Source organism: Corynebacterium kalinowskii (assembly GCF_009734385.1).
Lineage (GTDB): Bacteria > Actinomycetota > Actinomycetes > Mycobacteriales > Mycobacteriaceae > Corynebacterium > Corynebacterium kalinowskii.
In genome coordinates this window covers 324,664-340,699 of the sequence record NZ_CP046452.1, presented here as the reverse complement: position 1 = coordinate 340,699, position 16,036 = coordinate 324,664, and the positions used below count along the sequence as shown (strand labels likewise).

The window sequence follows — 16,036 nt, the reverse complement described above, 5'->3', positions numbered from 1 at the left end:
ATTTGGTATGCGCATCGCCACGTGGAACGTCAACTCAGTGCGGACTCGCATTAACCGAGTCACCGACCTCCTCACACGACACGACATCGATGTCCTCACCCTGCAAGAAACCAAGACCACCGACAAGAACTTTCCCTACGCCGCCGTCGAAGCTGCTGGCTACGAAGTCGCGCACCTAGGACTCAGTCAGTGGAACGGCGTAGCCATCGCCTCCCGCATCGGCTTGGAAGACATCACAACACAATTCCCGGACCAACCCGGATTCCACAAAGACCCACTCCAGCCACAAGACATCGAGGCCCGCGCCATTGGTGCCACATGTGGTGGCGTACGCGTGTGGAGCCTCTATGTACCCAACGGCCGCGAGATCGCCGACCCACACTATGACTACAAACTTCGCTGGCTCGATGCCCTAGCCAAGGCAGTAGAAGACGACCTACGCCGCACCCCGGAGCGGCAACTCGTCCTCACCGGCGACTTCAACATCGCTCCCCGCGACGAAGACGTATGGGACATGGCTTTCTTCGAAGGAAAGACCCACGTCACCGAACCAGAACGAGTCGCCTTCGAGGCGCTCCTCGACGCCGGACTCCAAGAAGTCACCCGATCCTTCACCGAAGGCCAATTCACCTACTGGGACTACCAGCAGATGCGGTTCCAGCGCGGGCAGGGCATGCGGATTGACTTCCAATTGGCGTCGAAAAGCGTGCGGGCGGTGCATGCCTTTGTTGATACCGAGGAGCGCTCAACCAAGGGAGCATCCGACCACGCCCCCGTCATCGTGGATTATGAGACAGCCAGGATAGACGACGTTCGCTAAATGCTTGACTACTTCAATGACCCCACATGGCAGACCATCGGCCTCGTGCTCGACTACGCCATCAAGATCCTCGCCATTGGCATCGTGCCGGAAGGACGCAAGCCGGCCGCATCCAGCGCGTGGCTGCTGGCCATTCTGCTGATCCCAATCGTCGGTTTGCCCCTGTTCTTGCTCATGGGCAGCCCGTACATCAATCGGCGTCGTCACCGCATCCAGCAAGAAGCCGACGCCATGATTCGCGACGTGCAGGTAAGAATCCCCGACGTACCACCACACGTACCGCTGAGCCCGGAATTGGAATCCATCATCCGTCTCAACCGCCGGCTCACACGTCTCCCTGCTGTGACCGGCGCCAACTGCGGCGTGTACTCGGATTATGCGGAAGCCATTGAAGCTATGACCCGCGCCGTGGACGAGGCGAAAGAGACCGTTCACGCACAGATCTACATCATCGCCTGGGACGAAACCACCGAGCCTTTCTTCCGCGCACTCGAACGCGCCGTCCAACGTGGCGTCAAAGTCCGCCTGCTTTTCGACCATGTCGGTTCGTGGAAATACCCCGGCTACTGGAAACTCGGCCGTCGCCTGAACTCCATCGGCATCGACTGGCACCTGACCCTGCCACTGCAACCGTGGAAGTGGCGCTTCCGCCGCCCGGACCTGCGCAATCACCGCAAGATGCTGCTTATCGACGGCCATCGCGGCTTCATCGGTTCCCAAAACATGATCGACTCTTCGTATCTGATGCGCCGCAACCGCAGGCTCGGCCTGCACTGGATGGACCTCATGGTCGAGCTCACCGGCCCGGTGGTGTCCTCGATGGAGATGGTGTTTGCGGTGGACTGGTATTCGGAAAGTGGCGAGGCGCTAGCGCTGCCGGAGACAGGCTCGGGTCCTTTCCCCCCAGCGGGGAAGACGGAGATCAACGTGCTGCAGCTGGTTCCTTCTGGACCCGGCTACACCACGGAGCCAAACCTGCGGCTATTTAACTCGATCGTTCACCATGCCAAACAGCGGCTCGTACTGTGCAGCCCTTACTTCATCCCGGATGACACCTTGCTGGATGCAGTCACCACCGCGTGCTATCGAGGCGTTCGCGTGGAGCTGTACGTCAATGAACGGGGCGATCAGTTCATCGTCAGCCATGCTCAGTCCAGTTACTACGCCGCATTGTTAGAAGCGGGTGTCCACATCTACCGATATCCTGCGCCGGCCATTCTCCACGCTAAGTACGTGATTGCCGATCCAGACACCCCAAATGCTGTGGGCGTGCTCGGCTCATCCAATCTGGATATGCGCAGTTTTGGCCTGAATTACGAGATTTCCCTGCTCGTGGCCCACGGCAACTTGATCGATGAGTTGTCTGAATTGACCGACAAGTACCAGGCAGCCTCGACCGAGCTCACTATCGAGGAATGGTCCAAACGATCATTGCTCAAGCGTTACGTGGACAACGTGATGCGACTGACCTCTGCGTTGCAATAGCCCCAGACAGTCAGGGTAACGTGGAGGTAAACAAGAAATGACAGCTGAGTACTGGGAGGGTGAGTGATGGCCATTTCCGTAGGTTCTGACCTGGCCAAACTACATTTTCCCGGAACGATTCACTACGTCAATCCGCGACACCCCATGCCGGATGAAGACACTATTCTCATTTCGGAATTCGGGCGCGCGGTACGTTGGGGCGGCATCGCCCTGTGTATCTACATTCTCATCGTCGGAATCAACCTCATCACCACCGGCGTTCATTCGCTGGGCCACCCCTTGGTGTCGAGCTTTATCAGCTACGCCACCAACCCCATTCTTGCGGTTCTCCTGGGCATCTTCCTCACCTTCGCCGTACAATCTTCCACGGCCGTTACTACCATCACCGTCGCAACCGTCGGTGCTGGAATCGTGCCAATTGAAATCGCCACCATGGTGATCATGGGTGCGAACGTGGGAACCTGTTTTACCGCTCTTCTTGTCGCCGCGGGCTTCTACCGAAATACCTGCAACCTGCACCGAGCACTCGCCGCGGCTATGACCCACTGGTGGTTCAACGTGCTCTCGCTGTTGATCCTCTTCCCTCTAGAAGTCACATTTCGTCCGCTGACCAGGATGTCCAGTTGGCTAGCCACGCGCCTAACTGGTGAGTCTAATTCTCGCGTCACCCTCACCGACTTCACTGAGCAATTCGTCCATCCGGTGGTACGCATGATTGGCGTCGACGGCTGGCTCGGACATGTGTCATCGGCCTACACCGCAGCGGCCTTGACAATTGTTTTGGGGGCCATTGCGATCATCGCGACCATCAGGTGGATCAGCACTTTGATGACCGATATCACCGCAGCCAGTTCACACCTCGTGCTGGAGCACTCAGTAGAGCGTCGCGACGCCGTCATGTCAGGGAAATCTCTCCTCGCCGGACTCGGGCTCACCATGATGTCTCAGTCCTCTTCCGCAACCATCTGCTCCACACTTCCCTTCGCAGGAACAGGAAACCTCTCGCTGCGTAAAGTGCTGGGGATCGTGTTGGGAGCCAACCTGGGCACCACGCTTACCGCGGTGCTCACCGCGCTAGCTGTACCCGGCGACTACGGCACACTGGCTTTGCAAGCCGCCCTCATCCACGTGCTTTTCAACCTAGGCGGAGTTCTCGTAGTACTCAGCGTGCGCCCAGTAGGAAGGCTCATTTTCTGGCTTTCCGAGCAGGCTGCCGGCATAGGAACCCGTTGGCCGCTGACCGCGTTTGCCGTGATGACGGCCAGCTACACGATCATTCCACTGGGCATCATTGCGTTGGCCACCTGGTAGTTAAGCGTCGCGACGCACCAGCAGTACCAACCCAATGATGTAGAACACGAGCGCCCAAGCTCCGAAGTAGGCCAGAGAGCCCCATTCATTCCATGGCACCTCTTCGATCGGCTCGCCGTAGTAGAACGCGCTGAGGTTCTTGAATGGTGCGTAAGGCACGATCTTTTCGCCGACCTTGTAAATCATCGGCAGCACCATCACCTCGAGGGCCATGTACCAGCCGAGGATGATAACGATCGCTGCCACGGCGCTCCGCAGAATCCAGGCCAGCCCCTGGGCGAAAAGGACGAACATCATGGCATACACAGCGGATTTCCACAGGTAGCCCTGCACCTCACTATTGCCCAACCCCAGGTCCGCGCCCATTTCCTTGCCCAAGATCAGCTGCGCCATCGGGAAGCCGATCAGCTGTACCAGGAAGGCCAGGAGCCCACCAACCAACATCATGAGTACCAGTTTGGCTAGTGCCAGCACCACTCTGTTCGGGGTCGCCTGGAAGGTCATGGTGATGAACTTGTGGGTGTACTCGCTGGTCACCACAATCACGGACATGATGGCGATGATCATCGCACCCGGCATGTTGATGCCCGGCGCGACGGACTGTGGCGGCACAGGGATCCCTTGAGTTTCTTCGGAGAACTTGGCCATCATGAAAAACATGAAGGCATTAAAACCCAGGGTCATGAGGAGGAAGAAGATCAGATTGCCCCAGAACGCGCGGGTGGTGCGCAGCTTGGTGAACTCCGATTTCAGAACATTGAGAAACATGGTGAGTTAAGCCCCCGGGACGTCGGTACGGTACTGGACGGTGTCGCCGGTCATGGCGATAAAGGCGTCTTCAAGCGATGCCTTGCGCTCGGAGAGCTGGTGCAGCAGGATGCCGGTGGAGAAGGCGAGAGAGCCGATGTAGTCGGTGGTCTGGTTGTCAATGACCAGCACGGTGCGCCCCTCTGGATCGGTCTCCTGACGGAAATCGATTTGTTCCTCGCGCAGCACTTGCTCAAACTCGGGCAGATTTTCGGTTCGCACGAGGACGCTGGCCTGGGATGAGTTCTTTACGAAGTCATAGGTCGTGGTCTCGGCGATGAGTCGGCCACGACCAATCACAACCAGGTCATCGGCGGTCAGCGCCATCTCGGACAACATGTGGGAACTCACCAGCACACTGCGGCCTTCGGCGGCCAGGGACTTCAAGAAACTGCGCACCCAGCGAATACCCTCCGGATCCAGCCCGTTCACTGGCTCGTCGAGCAGCAGCACGCCGGGGTCACCAAGCAGTGCGGTGGCAAGACCGAGACGCTGGCCCATGCCTAGCGAGAAGCCACCGGCACGCTTGCCGGCAACTTCGCTCAGGCCAACCAGCCCGAGTACTTCGTCGACGCGAGTTTTCGGAATGCCATTGGACTCAGCGATCCACTGCAAGTGAGCCCGGGCGGATCGATTAGGGTGCGTGGCTTTGGCGTCGAGAAGTGCGCCTACTTCACGCAGCGGGTTCTTCATGTCGGCATAGCGCACCCCGTTAATCACAGCCGTGCCCGCGGTGGGTCGGTCGAGCCCGAGGATCATGCGCATGGTGGTGGATTTTCCGGCGCCATTCGGACCAAGGAAACCGGTGACCACGCCCGGTTTTACGGTGAATGACAAATCTTCTACGGCATGCACTCTGCCGAAGTGTTTAGTCAGTCCAGCTACTTCAATCATGCGTACCAGTGTGTCATACCGAGGTATTACCGCTACTTGCGAACGAAAATTGTGATCAATTGGAGATACCCAGAATCTCGTGAATGACCGGCAATGCTTCCACCAGAGCAGGCAGCAGATCCAGGGTGTGTAGCTCACCGAGTGGGACCCACCGCAGTTCTAGGGATTCCTCGTCAGGGACTACGTCGAGCTGCGCGGGCGCCTTTGCGACGACCGTCGTGTACGTCCAATTCCCCGACAGCTCAGCTCGTGCTGGGTCAGCTGGAAAAGGGCCAGCAGTGACAGCAGTACCGAGGACCTGGACTGGAACAGTACTTATCCCGGTCTCCTCCACGGCTTCACGCAGCGCGGCATCCACAGCGGTCTCATGGGAATCGCGGGCGCCACCAGGAATTCCCCACTTGCCGCCACTGGCAGTCCAGTAGGCGCGGTGTTGCATGAGGACTGTCGTTGAGTCTTCCGCGAGCAGGAACAGACCCGCCGCGCCGTATTTCCCCCAGCGCTTCGTCCCACCTGGGCCCGCAGACCAGCCATCACCATCGCCATACATACTTACTAGCTTAGCGATGAAACATTTGTGACCGGGATTACGATATCTAGGGGTAGACCGGCCAAACCCTATCTCGGGCAACCACAGAAAGAACTATCCTGCAATTATGACCGAAGTGCAGCGAGGAACCTCCCCGGTGACCGTCGTTCTCTCCGACGCTCCCGGCCGCCGCGCACACCCAGCCAGCGGGTCGGATCTGTGGCTGGAGGATCACCAAAACCAAGAGGATTCCCCTTCGCTTTCGCGACGTGTGCGCGATTCGTTTGTCATGCCAGCACAGTGGGTGCGGAAGGTCCAAAGCTTCAGTTCCACCACCATCGGCATGATGACGTTAATTACTGTTGGGCTGACCATCGCGATCCTGGCCGCGGGCATTTCCATGTCGCAATCCACCGATCGCAGGCAAGCAGCACTCAGTTCCCTCAGCGCCACCACGGAGCCGATGTCCGCAGACGCACAGGACCTGTTCACCTCACTTTCGCTGGCGGACACGGTGGCAGCAACGGGGTTTGTGCAAGCAGGAGTAGAACCGCCGACGACTCGAGAACGCTACCTGCGCGCCATTCAACGAGCTTCCGCGGCAGCTACCAAGACCTCGGCTGGCCTCGGCTCAGCCCCCTCGCAGGAACTGGAGCTCATCACACAGATTCAGACGCAGCTTCCGGTGTACACCGGCCTGGTGGAAACCGCCCGGACAAACAACCGCGCCGGAAATTCGGTGGGTGTGGCCTACATGTCCGAGGCCTCCTCCCTCATGCGCTTGACCATTCTCCCGGCTGCCCGCGAGCTGCTCAATATTTCCAACGAACGGCTCAACGAGGAACAACGCAGTCTGGCAAAGCCACAGTGGATCCCGATCACTGGCCTCGCCGCATCGGTGATCTTGTTGCTCCTGGCCCAGCGGTGGCTGGCCACCAAGACCCGGCGCCGACTGAACAAGGGTTTCCTCACCGCAACCGGATTCATGCTGGTGGCGCTACTCTGGGTTATTTCCGCTAATGCGTTTACCTGGTATTCGGGATCCAAAGGCTACGAGGAGGCCTCCGCTCCGCTCGGGGTGCTGACCGATGCCCGGGTACTTGCCCAACAGGCACGCACCGAAGAAACCATGGCGTTGGTGCGTCGCGAAACGTCGAACCAATCTATCGAAGACTTTGACAAGGTCATGCGCAAGGTGCACACCGAACTTGACCTTTACAAGTCCTCGGCCCTCCTCGAACGAGGCGAAAATGCAGCGGAGACCGAAAAAATTGAGGCCGCCCTCGGCGAGTGGGAAGGCATGCACAGCAAGCTGCGCAGGCATTTGGACCAGGGAGAGTACAACGAGGCCATCAACCTGTCATTTCAGGCTAAAGACGGCACCGCGACGGCGTCCGGCACCACGGCCGAGCACTTCAACACCGTAGACACCGGCCTGGCTAAACTGATGTCCGATGCCCGCCAGTCTCTGAAGTCATACCTGGACAGTGGCCTGATGGCCACGCGCTGGGTGTCGACGCTCGTTTTGATCCTTTCGATCGCCTCAGTGGCCGCCATCTGGCTCGGCATTCGTCCGCGACTGCAGGAGTACCTCTAATGAAAAAACTCCTATCCTTGTGCACCGCGTGCTGCCTGGCCACCGCTTCGGTAGCAGGTTGCGCCGATCCCGATGGAATCCCAGATATCCCAACACCAGCGCCCGGCGCGACGTATCAGCCGGTCATTCCTGCCGGCGCTCAGTTCGAGGCCGCGGGCTCTGTCACAGCGCGCCCACCACAGTTCGAGAACCTGCTCGGTAGTTTACGTCCGGACGATAAGAAGCCCGAGGAGCGAGTCCCGGGCATCGTCACCCGCGGTCGCATCATTGTGGGCGTGGATCAATCTCACCACCTGCTCAGTTTCCGCGACCCGGTATCGGGCGAGCTGCGTGGATTCGAAGTGGACTTGGCCAAACAGATTGCGCAAGACATCTTCGGTTCCCCAGACCGGGTGGATTTTAGATTCGTCGACAGCGCCGACACAGTCAAGGCACTGGAATCCGGCCAAGTAGACATCATGCTTCGCTCACTGTCCATCACCCGGGCAGCGCAGGACCAGGTATTTTTCTCCATTCCTTATCTGTCCACTGGTACCCGAATGTTGGTTCTGGAATCGTCGGGTCTGAACTCCATCGAGGACCTCAGCGGGCGCACGGCCTGCGCACTCCAGGATTCAACAGCTGGGCAGCTGACCCGCCAGCACAACCCGCGGGCCAACATCATGAACACGAAAACCTGGTCGGATTGCCTGGTGATGCTCCAACAGGGCAACGTGGACGCGATCGTCGCACATGACACGATTTTGGCCGGTATGGCCGCCCAGGACCCATACCTGCGGATCGTGGGAAGATCCCTCAGCCTAGAAAACTACGGCGTCGCCATTGCAACGCCGGGAACCCGCCATGACACCACGGGTCTGATCCGCCAGGTCAACTCCACGATCGAGCGCATCGTCGCCGACGGCACCTGGTGGGAAATGTACAACCGCTGGCTCGCGGTCTACCAGTTCATCAAGGGCCCACCGCCGATCATCTACCGCCCGGAGGGAGAGCAATGAACGACAACGACCCGCGCACCGAAGCCGTGGAATACCACCCCTTCGCCGACGACACCGAAGGCGAAATGCGGGTGCTTATCGACGACCTCGAAGAGATCAGGGATTCCGTCACCCATACGTCGGCTGTCCCCTTCGACCCCTTCGCCGATGATGACGAAGACGATGACGTCGAGCTCGACACTGAAGCGGTGCTGCGCGTAGCTGGTATCAAGACAGGGCCGGCGGCGGAGGATGTAAATCAGAAGAGTCGTCGAGAAGCACTGTCGACTTTTCGCCAGCGTCGTGGCACCACTCGTGCCGGCCGTGTGGTGGCTGACGGCATGGTGCAGCTGCCGTTCGTTGCGCTGACGAACCCGCAGGACGCGGTCATTGAGCCGGACCCGCGGGTAAAGCCACCGACGCTACGACCGGGCGACATTGTGGCTGGCCAGTACGAGGTGCTGGGTGTCATCGCGCACGGCGGTATGGGATGGATTTACCTGGCCAATGACCGCAATGTGTCCGGGCGGTGGGTCGTGCTCAAGGGCATGATTCCGGGTGGCAATCCGCGCGACCATGGCACGGCGGAGGCCGAACGCGAGTTCCTGGCGGATATTACGCACCCGGAGATCGTGAAGATTTATAACTTCATTGATGATCCGCGCGTGCCCGGCGGCTTCATCGTGATGGAGTACGTGGGTGGCCCGTCGCTGCTGGATCGTCGCCGCGACCAGCCCGGGGACGTGCTCCCTGTCGACATCGCGCTCGCCTACATCCTGGAGATTCTGCCGGCGCTAGAGTACCTGCACTCGCGCGGTGTGGTGTACAACGACTTAAAACCAGACAACATCATCGTGACCGAAGACCAGGTCAAACTCATCGACCTCGGCGCGGTCTCCGGCATCGGCGCCTTCGGCTACATCTATGGCACGAAGGGCTACCAGGCTCCGGAGGTGTCCACGTCCGGGCCGTCTGTGGCCTCCGATATTTACACCGTCGGACGCACCCTCGCGACGCTGGTATGCAAGCTCCCAACCACCGACGGCGTGCTGGAGATGGGGCTACCCTCCCCCTTTGACGAGCCGCTCTTCCGCAAGCACCTCTCCCTCTACCGCTTGCTACTCCGTGCCACGCACGAGGACCCGGTGCAGCGCTTCCGCGACATCCACGAGCTACGCACGCAGCTCTATGGCGTGCTCCGCGAGATTCTCGCCGTCCGCGACGGAAAGCAATTCCCCGCGCAGCACTCGCTTTTCTCGCCACAGAGAACCACGTTCGGCACCAAGCACCTGGTGTTTCGCACGGACCAGCTTATCGACGGCATCGACCGCCAAGCCCGCATCACCCCACCCGAAATCGTGGCGGCCCTGCCTACCCCTCTCATTGATCGCACCGACCTCGGCGCCCCGATGCTTTCCGGCACTTCCTACGCCGAACCATCCGAAGCTCTCGAAACGCTGCGCCAAGCGATGAAAAATCCTGATTACGAGGGCTCGGTGGAAATTCCGCTGGGCGTGGTCCGGGCTTTGCTCGACCTAGGCTTTATCGCCGAAGCTCGCAAGTGGTTGTCTTCCCTGTCCTTCCATCTGGACGGCGATTGGCGCTATCAGTGGCACAGCGGAATCACCTCGCTGCTGCTGGATGACTACCCCACCGCCCAGATTCACTTCAACAAAGTCCTCACTATCCTGCCTGGTGAGGCCGCCCCGAAGCTGGCACTCGCGGCCGTCGATGAGCTCTTATTGCAGCAGGAGGGAATGGAATCGACTGCTTTGCTGGCCTCTGGGGTTGCCAAGGCCACCGCTGAGCTTGGTTCCTCGATGGCTGACTTAGATGTTTCCTTCCTCGCCAGCCTCGAAAACACCTGGTCACACATCACGTCCGACCCGATGGCGCTCAGGTTCCATTCGTTACGCCTCTACCGACTGGTGTGGGCGACCAACCCCACCACGGTGTCCTCCGCCTTTGGTATGTCTCGCCAGCTCATGGCTGAAAATCACCTGGAGCTCGCGGTCGCGGCTCTCGACCGCGTCCCCCAAAACTCTCGCCACCACCGCATGGCAAAACTCACAACCATTTTGCTGCTCATCACCACCGATGTCAGCGAATCCCGGATTAGGCGCGCGGCCCGACGCCTCGAAGAAATCCCCACGAACGAGCCCCGACTCCTTCAAATCCGAGTCGCAATTCTGGGCGCGGCCCTCACGTGGCTGCGCGCCCATGAACTCGACCATGCTGCCAGCCCCAACGATCTCTTCGACTATCCGTTCACTCAGCGAGGCCTGCGAACCGGGCTGTCAGATACGCTGCGGCTACTCGCCCGTTCCGCACCGTTCGCCCGGCATCGCTACTCGCTGGTCGATATGGCCAACCAAGTGCGACCGACCACCTGGTTTTAGTGCGCTAGCGCTACCGCGTACTTAGCGATGGCCAACTCTTCGTTGGTCGGCACGACGCAGATCTTCACCTTGGACTCCGGAGTGGAGATGATGCGCGGGCCGGTGTTCGGTAGCGCGTTGCGCTCCGGATCGAGGATGATGCCATATTCTTCGAGGTCGGCGAGGGCATCGGCGCGCACATTAGCGTCGTTTTCACCGACACCTGCGGTGAAGGTGATGGCATCGACTCGTCCGAGGGCGATCATGTAGGAACCGATGTACTTGCGCAGATTGTGGATGTAGACGTTGTAGGCGAGCCATGCGTCGGAGTTTTCCTGTTGGATCATGGCGCGCAGTTCGCGGAAGTCATTGACACCGGAAATGCCCTTGACTCCGGACTTCTTATTCAGCAGGTCGTCTACTTCGTCGACGCTCATACCGCTACGCAGCAGGTGGAAGACAATACCAGGGTCAATATCCCCGGAGCGGGTGCCCATCACGATGCCGGCCAGCGGGGTCATACCCATAGACGTGTCAATCGCGTGCCCGTTATGCACTGCAGAAATAGACGCGCCGTTACCCAGGTGGCAGACGATCTGGTGGGTGTGTTCCGGGTCGCGGCCGATGAGAGCCGGAACTTGCTGGGAGACGTATTCGTGACTAGTGCCGTGGAAGCCATAGCGACGAATACCTTGCTGACCAGCAACAGAGGCGTTGATTGCGTACAGCGCGGCTGCCGGTGGGAGGGAATGGAAGAAGCCGGTGTCGAAGACCGCGACATGCGGGATCGAAGGCAGCAGTTCGCGGGCGACCTCAATACCAACGATGTTGGCCGGGTTGTGCAATGGGGCGAGCGGGATGAGGTCGCGCACCATCTCCAGGATTTCATCAGTAATGACGGCTGGCTGGGAGAACAACAGTCCGCCGTGGACCACACGGTGACCAACAGCGGTGATGTCCAGGTTTGACGGGCCGATGCCATGCTCGTCCAGCATGACGAACACCCGGTTCAGTCCCACGCCGTGGTCTGGGATCGGCAGTTCTTCCACCCATTTTTCGCCGGCGTGCTTGATGGTGATGCGCCCCATGGGCTCGCCAACCTGCTCGACGAGGCCAGCAGCAAATGGCTCGGCGGTTGCTTCGGCTTCAGGGTCTAAGATTTGGAACTTCAGGGAAGATGACCCGGAGTTCAATACCAGTGCTAGCGCCATTTATTCGCCTCCCGCTTGAATCGCAGTGATCGCCACGGTGTTGATGATGTCTTCCACGGTGGCACCGCGAGATAGGTCATTGACCGGTTTGTTCAGGCCCTGCAGGATCGGGCCAACAGCCAGCGCGTGTCCGGTGCGCTGCGCGGTCTTGTAACCGATGTTGCCTGCTTCCAGGTCTGGGAAAATGAACACGTTTGCCTTGCCAGCGACGTCGGAATCTGGCATTTTCTTGGCCGCGACACCCGGGTCGACCGCAGCATCGAACTGTAGCGGGCCGTCGATAAGCAGTGCTGGGTCGAGCTCGCGAGCCTTGTCGACGGCCGCAGCCGCGCGATCCACATCAGGCCCAGTGCCGGAGGTACCGGTCGAGTAAGACAGCATCGCCACGCGTGGCTCGATGCCGAACTGGGCGGCAGTGCGAGCGGAGACGACCGCAATCTCGCCGAGCTGCTCGGCCGTTGGGTTCGGGTTGACGGCGCAGTCACCAAAGGCCCAGAGTCGACCACGCATCACCATGAGGAAGATAGAGGACACGACGGATGCGTCTGGAATCGTCTTGATGATCTGGAAAGACGGCTTGATCGTGTGAGCGGTGGTGTGCGCTGCGCCGGAGACCATGCCGTCGGCGATGCCCTTGTGCACCATCATCGTGCCGAAGTAAGAGATGTCGCGCATCGTTTCGCGAGCCTGCTCCTCGGTGACGCCTTTGTGCTTGCGCAGCTCAAAGAAGTCCTGGGTGAACTCCTCGGCGAGCGGGGAGGTCAGGTGATCGATGATCTCCGCCTTGGACAGGTCTAGACCCAATTGCGCTGCGCGCGCGTTCACGGTGGCTGGGTCGCCCAAGATGGTGAGGCGGACGGTGTTATCGACAAGTAGGTAGTGCGCAGCCTCGAGGATGCGGTCATCGTCTCCCTCGGGGAGCACGATGTGTGAGTTGGCCTGACGGGCACGGCTGAGCAGCCAATCAGCGAAAACCTCGGCGCTCATAACCGGCTCGACCGCCAGGTCGAGGTTCGGCACCGGCTCATTCTCGTTGAAGGTACCGAGCACGGTAGCGCCCAATTCCTGGGCGTGCAGGACGGACAGATCGGCGCGTGGGGTGCGCTCATCAGCGAGAATGAGCATGCCGACGCCCAGCGCTGCAGCAGCCTTGGCATCGTAGTCGATGGATCCCGTGCCGACAAGCAAGACCGGACCATCCGCCAGTGGCCGCGCCGCGAGGATCTCGGCGAGATCAGCAACGCCGTCGGCAAGCGGGCGAACCTTGAGGCCATGGGCGGTTGCCAGGGCGTCCAGGTCATAGCCGTCGAGGGTGCGACCGACCGAGGTAATCAAGACTGATGCAGCCATGATTCATCCTTTCTGCAAATCTTGCTACGAGGAACCCTTTATGAGTGTGATTCAGTACCGGATCTTACAGAAACTGTGGCGTTTCGACACTAGAATTGGCAGACTTGTCAAGATTTCCTGGTCTATCTTGTACAGAGCTAGAATGTATGTACTTACCCCTTATTCCCCTTCTTTCTTAAGGACTTGTGCGTAACTTATGTCTCGACCACTTCGCGTAGCCGTGATCGGTGCTGGCCCAGCTGGCATCTATGCCTCAGACATTTTGATGAAGTCTGGACAGGAAGTAAGCATCGACCTCTACGAGCGCATGCCAGCGCCTTTCGGCCTCATCCGCTACGGTGTCGCTCCTGACCACCCGCGCATCAAGGGCATCGTGAATTCCCTGCACCGTGTGCTGGACCGCGACGAGCTGCGCCTGCTGGGCAACATTGAGATCGGCAAGGACGTCTCCATCGACGAGCTCCGCCAGTTCTATGACGCCATCATCTTCTCCACCGGCGCCACGCAGGACCGTGACCTCGAGATTCCTGGCGTCGACCTCGACGGTTCCTTCGGAGCCGCTGATTTCGTAGGTTTCTACGACGGCAACCCTAACTTCAAGCGCACCTGGGATCTGTCAGCCCAGTCCGTCGCCGTAATCGGTGTCGGCAACGTCGGCCTCGACGTCGCCCGCATTCTGGCCAAGACCGCAGACGAACTCCACGTCACCGAAATCCCGGACAACGTGTACTCCACCCTGAAGTCGAATGCTGCAACGGAAGTCCACATCTTCGGCCGTCGCGGGCCAGCACAGGCCAAGTTCACCCCGCTGGAACTCAAGGAGCTGGACCACTCCCCCAATATTGAGGTCATCGTGGATCCAGAGGACATTGACTACGATGAGGCTTCTATCGAAGCGCGTCGTGAAGCCAAGTCCGTCGACCTTGTCTGCCAGACCCTCGAGGGCTACGCCATGCGTGAACCAAAGGGCGCGCCACACAAGCTCTTCATTCACTTCTTCGAGTCCCCAGTGGAGATCCTCGGTGAAGACGGCCGCGTGGTTGGCCTCAAGACTGAGCGCATGGAGCTCGACGGCAACGGTGGCGTCCGAGGCACCGGCAACTTCACCGAATGGTCAGTGCAGTCCGTCTACCGCGCAGTCGGCTACAAGTCCGACGAAATGCCCGAGGTGCCTTTCGATGCCGCCAAGAACGTCATCCGCAACGACGGCGGCCACGTTATCAACCACGATGGTTCCATCGTTCCTGGTCTCTACGCCACCGGTTGGGTCAAGCGCGGGCCGGTCGGCCTGATTGGCAATACCAAGTCGGATGCTAAGGAAACCACCGACATGCTCCTCGCGGATTATGCTGCTGGCACGTTGACAGCACCATCTTCCCCAGCCCCAGAAGCTGTGACCGAGTTCCTCGATTCCCGCGGCATTGCGTTCACCACCTGGAACGGCTGGTACCAGCTCGATGCTGCCGAAAAGGCGCTGGGCGAGGTCGAAGGCCGCGAGCGTAAGAAGATCGTGGAATGGGACGAGATGGTCAAGCACTCCCGCGGAGACCTTTCGGCAGACTAGTTTTTAGGTGCCACTGTCCGCCCGGAAATTTCCCCCGTCAGCGTGTCAATTTTTCAAAGTTTTTGACAATCTGGCGGGGGATTTTCCACGTCTCACCCCCACACCCCGCCAGAACTACACATCCACGCAAATTTATAGGCACAAAAACTCACATCTTCAACCATGGAAAAGCCGAGCTAATTACACTTGGGCGCATGAGTCATTTCGTCGAGGTAAAGCAACTCAAGGACATGTCCGCGCTCGAGCTTCATGAGGTATACAAGCTACGCGTCGGCATTTTCGTGAACGAACAAAACACCGCTTACGAGGAAGTTGATGAGATCGACGCGCTGGAAACAACCCGTCATATCTTGATCTGGAACTCCCCCGAAAAGAAAGAGATCCTCGGCAACATCCGCGTCTATGAAGACGAAGTGGAAGGCAAAGACGTCATGCGCCTGGGCCGGGTCTGCGTCACCGAGGCCGAGCGAGGCACTGGCCTGTCCAAAGAGATGATGCAGTACACCATCAACTGGGCCGACGAAACCTACCCCGACAAGGACCTCGTCCTCGATGCCCGCACCCCGCTCGTAGGCTGGTACGAAAAGTTCGGGTTCCGCCAGATCGCCCCGGAGTACCCATTTGCGGACATCACCCTCACCCCAATGATGAAGCTGCACTAGATGCTGGTTGGGAAGCTCGACGAGCTGACACCACGTCAGGTCTACCAGCTGCTCAAGCTGCGCGTGGATGTGTTCGTGGTGGAACAACAGTGCCCCTACGAGGAAATCGATGAGATCGACGCCACGGCCACCCACATTCTCGCTCTAGAGGAGGGCGCGGTAGTCGGGTGCGCCCGCGTGTACGACGGGCATGTCGGCAGGTTGTGCGTCGATAAGCGCCACCGTGGCACCGGACTCGCGCAAGAGATCATGACCCGGGCGCTTGAGCTTTGCGACGGCCCCGTCGAGATCACCGCCCAAGCGCCGCTGGCTTCCTACTATGAACAATTCGGGTTTGCGCAGGTCGGCGAGGAATTCGACTGGGATGGGATCCCGCACGTGCCGATGCGGCTGGAAAAGTTCCCGGGATAATTATCACGATTACATTCTTGTAATTTAGTCCTATGGTGGG

The 16,036-nt window shown here is 59.5% G+C and carries 14 protein-coding genes; 9 read left to right on the top strand and 5 right to left on the bottom strand.

The features are described from left to right. Positions 1 to 7 precede the first annotated feature (7 nt). The 3 genes from CKALI_RS01585 (at position 8) to CKALI_RS01575 (ending at position 3,616) form a co-directional block, all read left to right on the top strand. Positions 8 to 820, top strand: coding sequence for an exodeoxyribonuclease III (locus CKALI_RS01585; RefSeq protein ID WP_156191646.1), 813 nt, complete (start codon positions 8 to 10; stop codon positions 818 to 820). Further along, the gene (gene cls / locus CKALI_RS01580) at positions 821 to 2,305 is read left to right on the top strand and encodes a cardiolipin synthase (protein ID WP_156191645.1); all 1,485 of its coding nucleotides are present in this window, start codon (positions 821 to 823) and stop codon (positions 2,303 to 2,305) included. A 66-nt stretch (positions 2,306 to 2,371) separates the two neighbouring features. Next, a complete protein-coding gene (locus tag CKALI_RS01575) occupies positions 2,372 to 3,616 on the top strand; it encodes a Na/Pi symporter (protein ID WP_156191644.1) in 1,245 nt (414 codons plus the stop codon). Here the strand turns inward: CKALI_RS01575 and CKALI_RS01570 are convergent, their stop codons facing one another. The 3 genes from CKALI_RS01570 to CKALI_RS01560 are packed head-to-tail and all read right to left on the bottom strand — an operon-like array spanning position 3,617 to position 5,867. Then, the gene (locus CKALI_RS01570; protein WP_156191643.1) at positions 3,617 to 4,384 is read right to left on the bottom strand and encodes an ABC transporter permease subunit; all 768 of its coding nucleotides are present in this window, start codon (positions 4,382 to 4,384) and stop codon (positions 3,617 to 3,619) included. Positions 4,385 to 4,390: 6 nt separating this feature from the next. Then, positions 4,391 to 5,317 (bottom strand): ABC transporter ATP-binding protein, encoded by a 927-nt coding sequence (locus CKALI_RS01565; protein WP_156191642.1) that lies wholly within the window; start codon positions 5,315 to 5,317, stop codon positions 4,391 to 4,393. A gap of 55 nt (positions 5,318 to 5,372) precedes the next feature. Continuing rightward, on the bottom strand, positions 5,373 to 5,867 hold the full coding sequence (locus tag CKALI_RS01560) for an NUDIX domain-containing protein (RefSeq protein WP_156191641.1): 495 nt from the start codon (positions 5,865 to 5,867) through the stop codon (positions 5,373 to 5,375). 106 nt (positions 5,868 to 5,973) lie between these two features. Between CKALI_RS01560 and CKALI_RS01555 the strand changes: the two genes are divergently transcribed. The 3 genes from CKALI_RS01555 to CKALI_RS01545 are packed head-to-tail and all read left to right on the top strand — an operon-like array spanning position 5,974 to position 10,819. Next, positions 5,974 to 7,443, top strand: coding sequence for a hypothetical protein (locus CKALI_RS01555; RefSeq protein WP_156191640.1), 1,470 nt, complete (start codon positions 5,974 to 5,976; stop codon positions 7,441 to 7,443). Then, positions 7,443 to 8,441: a glutamate ABC transporter substrate-binding protein gene (locus CKALI_RS01550; protein ID WP_156191639.1), complete on the top strand. Its 999-nt coding sequence runs from the start codon at positions 7,443 to 7,445 to the stop codon at positions 8,439 to 8,441. The genes CKALI_RS01555 and CKALI_RS01550 overlap by 1 nt, the downstream gene beginning before the upstream one ends. Continuing rightward, positions 8,438 to 10,819, top strand: a complete 2,382-nt coding sequence (locus CKALI_RS01545; RefSeq protein ID WP_156191638.1) for a serine/threonine protein kinase — start codon at positions 8,438 to 8,440, stop codon at positions 10,817 to 10,819. The genes CKALI_RS01550 and CKALI_RS01545 overlap by 4 nt, the downstream gene beginning before the upstream one ends. On the opposite strand, the gene CKALI_RS01540 is transcribed toward CKALI_RS01545, so the two are convergent. Next, positions 10,816 to 12,009 (bottom strand): acetate kinase, encoded by a 1,194-nt coding sequence (locus tag CKALI_RS01540; RefSeq protein WP_156191637.1) that lies wholly within the window; start codon positions 12,007 to 12,009, stop codon positions 10,816 to 10,818. The genes CKALI_RS01545 and CKALI_RS01540 overlap by 4 nt on opposite strands. Continuing rightward, on the bottom strand, positions 12,010 to 13,359 hold the full coding sequence (gene pta / locus CKALI_RS01535; RefSeq protein ID WP_156191636.1) for a phosphate acetyltransferase: 1,350 nt from the start codon (positions 13,357 to 13,359) through the stop codon (positions 12,010 to 12,012). Between the two features lie 196 nt (positions 13,360 to 13,555). Here pta and CKALI_RS01530 point away from each other — a divergent pair, with 196 nt between their 5' ends. The 3 genes from CKALI_RS01530 to CKALI_RS01520 all read left to right on the top strand — a co-directional run bounded on the left by CKALI_RS01530 (position 13,556) and on the right by CKALI_RS01520 (position 15,996). Beyond that, on the top strand, positions 13,556 to 14,923 hold the full coding sequence (locus CKALI_RS01530; protein WP_156191635.1) for an FAD-dependent oxidoreductase: 1,368 nt from the start codon (positions 13,556 to 13,558) through the stop codon (positions 14,921 to 14,923). Between the two features lie 194 nt (positions 14,924 to 15,117). Then, positions 15,118 to 15,585: a GNAT family N-acetyltransferase gene (locus CKALI_RS01525; protein ID WP_197079736.1), complete on the top strand. Its 468-nt coding sequence runs from the start codon at positions 15,118 to 15,120 to the stop codon at positions 15,583 to 15,585. Then, positions 15,586 to 15,996, top strand: coding sequence for a GNAT family N-acetyltransferase (locus CKALI_RS01520; RefSeq protein WP_156191633.1), 411 nt, complete (start codon positions 15,586 to 15,588; stop codon positions 15,994 to 15,996). It begins immediately after the preceding gene. Positions 15,997 to 16,036 lie beyond the last annotated feature (40 nt).

Bases quoted from the DNA above. Each gene is read 5' to 3' on its own strand.
- cls (WP_156191645.1), top strand. From the start codon at position 821: ATGCTTGACTACTTCAATGACCCCACATGGCAGACCATCGGCCTCGTG.
- CKALI_RS01585 (WP_156191646.1), top strand. From the start codon at position 8: ATGCGCATCGCCACGTGGAACGTCAACTCAGTGCGGACTCGCATTAAC.
- CKALI_RS01565 (WP_156191642.1), bottom strand. From the start codon at position 5,317: ATGATTGAAGTAGCTGGACTGACTAAACACTTCGGCAGAGTGCATGCC.
- CKALI_RS01575 (WP_156191644.1), top strand. From the start codon at position 2,372: ATGGCCATTTCCGTAGGTTCTGACCTGGCCAAACTACATTTTCCCGGA.
- CKALI_RS01525 (WP_197079736.1), top strand. From the start codon at position 15,118: ATGAGTCATTTCGTCGAGGTAAAGCAACTCAAGGACATGTCCGCGCTC.
- CKALI_RS01555 (WP_156191640.1), top strand. From the start codon at position 5,974: ATGACCGAAGTGCAGCGAGGAACCTCCCCGGTGACCGTCGTTCTCTCC.
- CKALI_RS01570 (WP_156191643.1), bottom strand. From the start codon at position 4,384: ATGTTTCTCAATGTTCTGAAATCGGAGTTCACCAAGCTGCGCACCACC.
- CKALI_RS01540 (WP_156191637.1), bottom strand. From the start codon at position 12,009: ATGGCGCTAGCACTGGTATTGAACTCCGGGTCATCTTCCCTGAAGTTC.
- CKALI_RS01545 (WP_156191638.1), top strand. From the start codon at position 8,438: ATGAACGACAACGACCCGCGCACCGAAGCCGTGGAATACCACCCCTTC.
- CKALI_RS01520 (WP_156191633.1), top strand. From the start codon at position 15,586: ATGCTGGTTGGGAAGCTCGACGAGCTGACACCACGTCAGGTCTACCAG.
- CKALI_RS01560 (WP_156191641.1), bottom strand. From the start codon at position 5,867: ATGTATGGCGATGGTGATGGCTGGTCTGCGGGCCCAGGTGGGACGAAG.
- pta (WP_156191636.1), bottom strand. From the start codon at position 13,359: ATGGCTGCATCAGTCTTGATTACCTCGGTCGGTCGCACCCTCGACGGC.
- CKALI_RS01550 (WP_156191639.1), top strand. From the start codon at position 7,443: ATGAAAAAACTCCTATCCTTGTGCACCGCGTGCTGCCTGGCCACCGCT.
- CKALI_RS01530 (WP_156191635.1), top strand. From the start codon at position 13,556: ATGTCTCGACCACTTCGCGTAGCCGTGATCGGTGCTGGCCCAGCTGGC.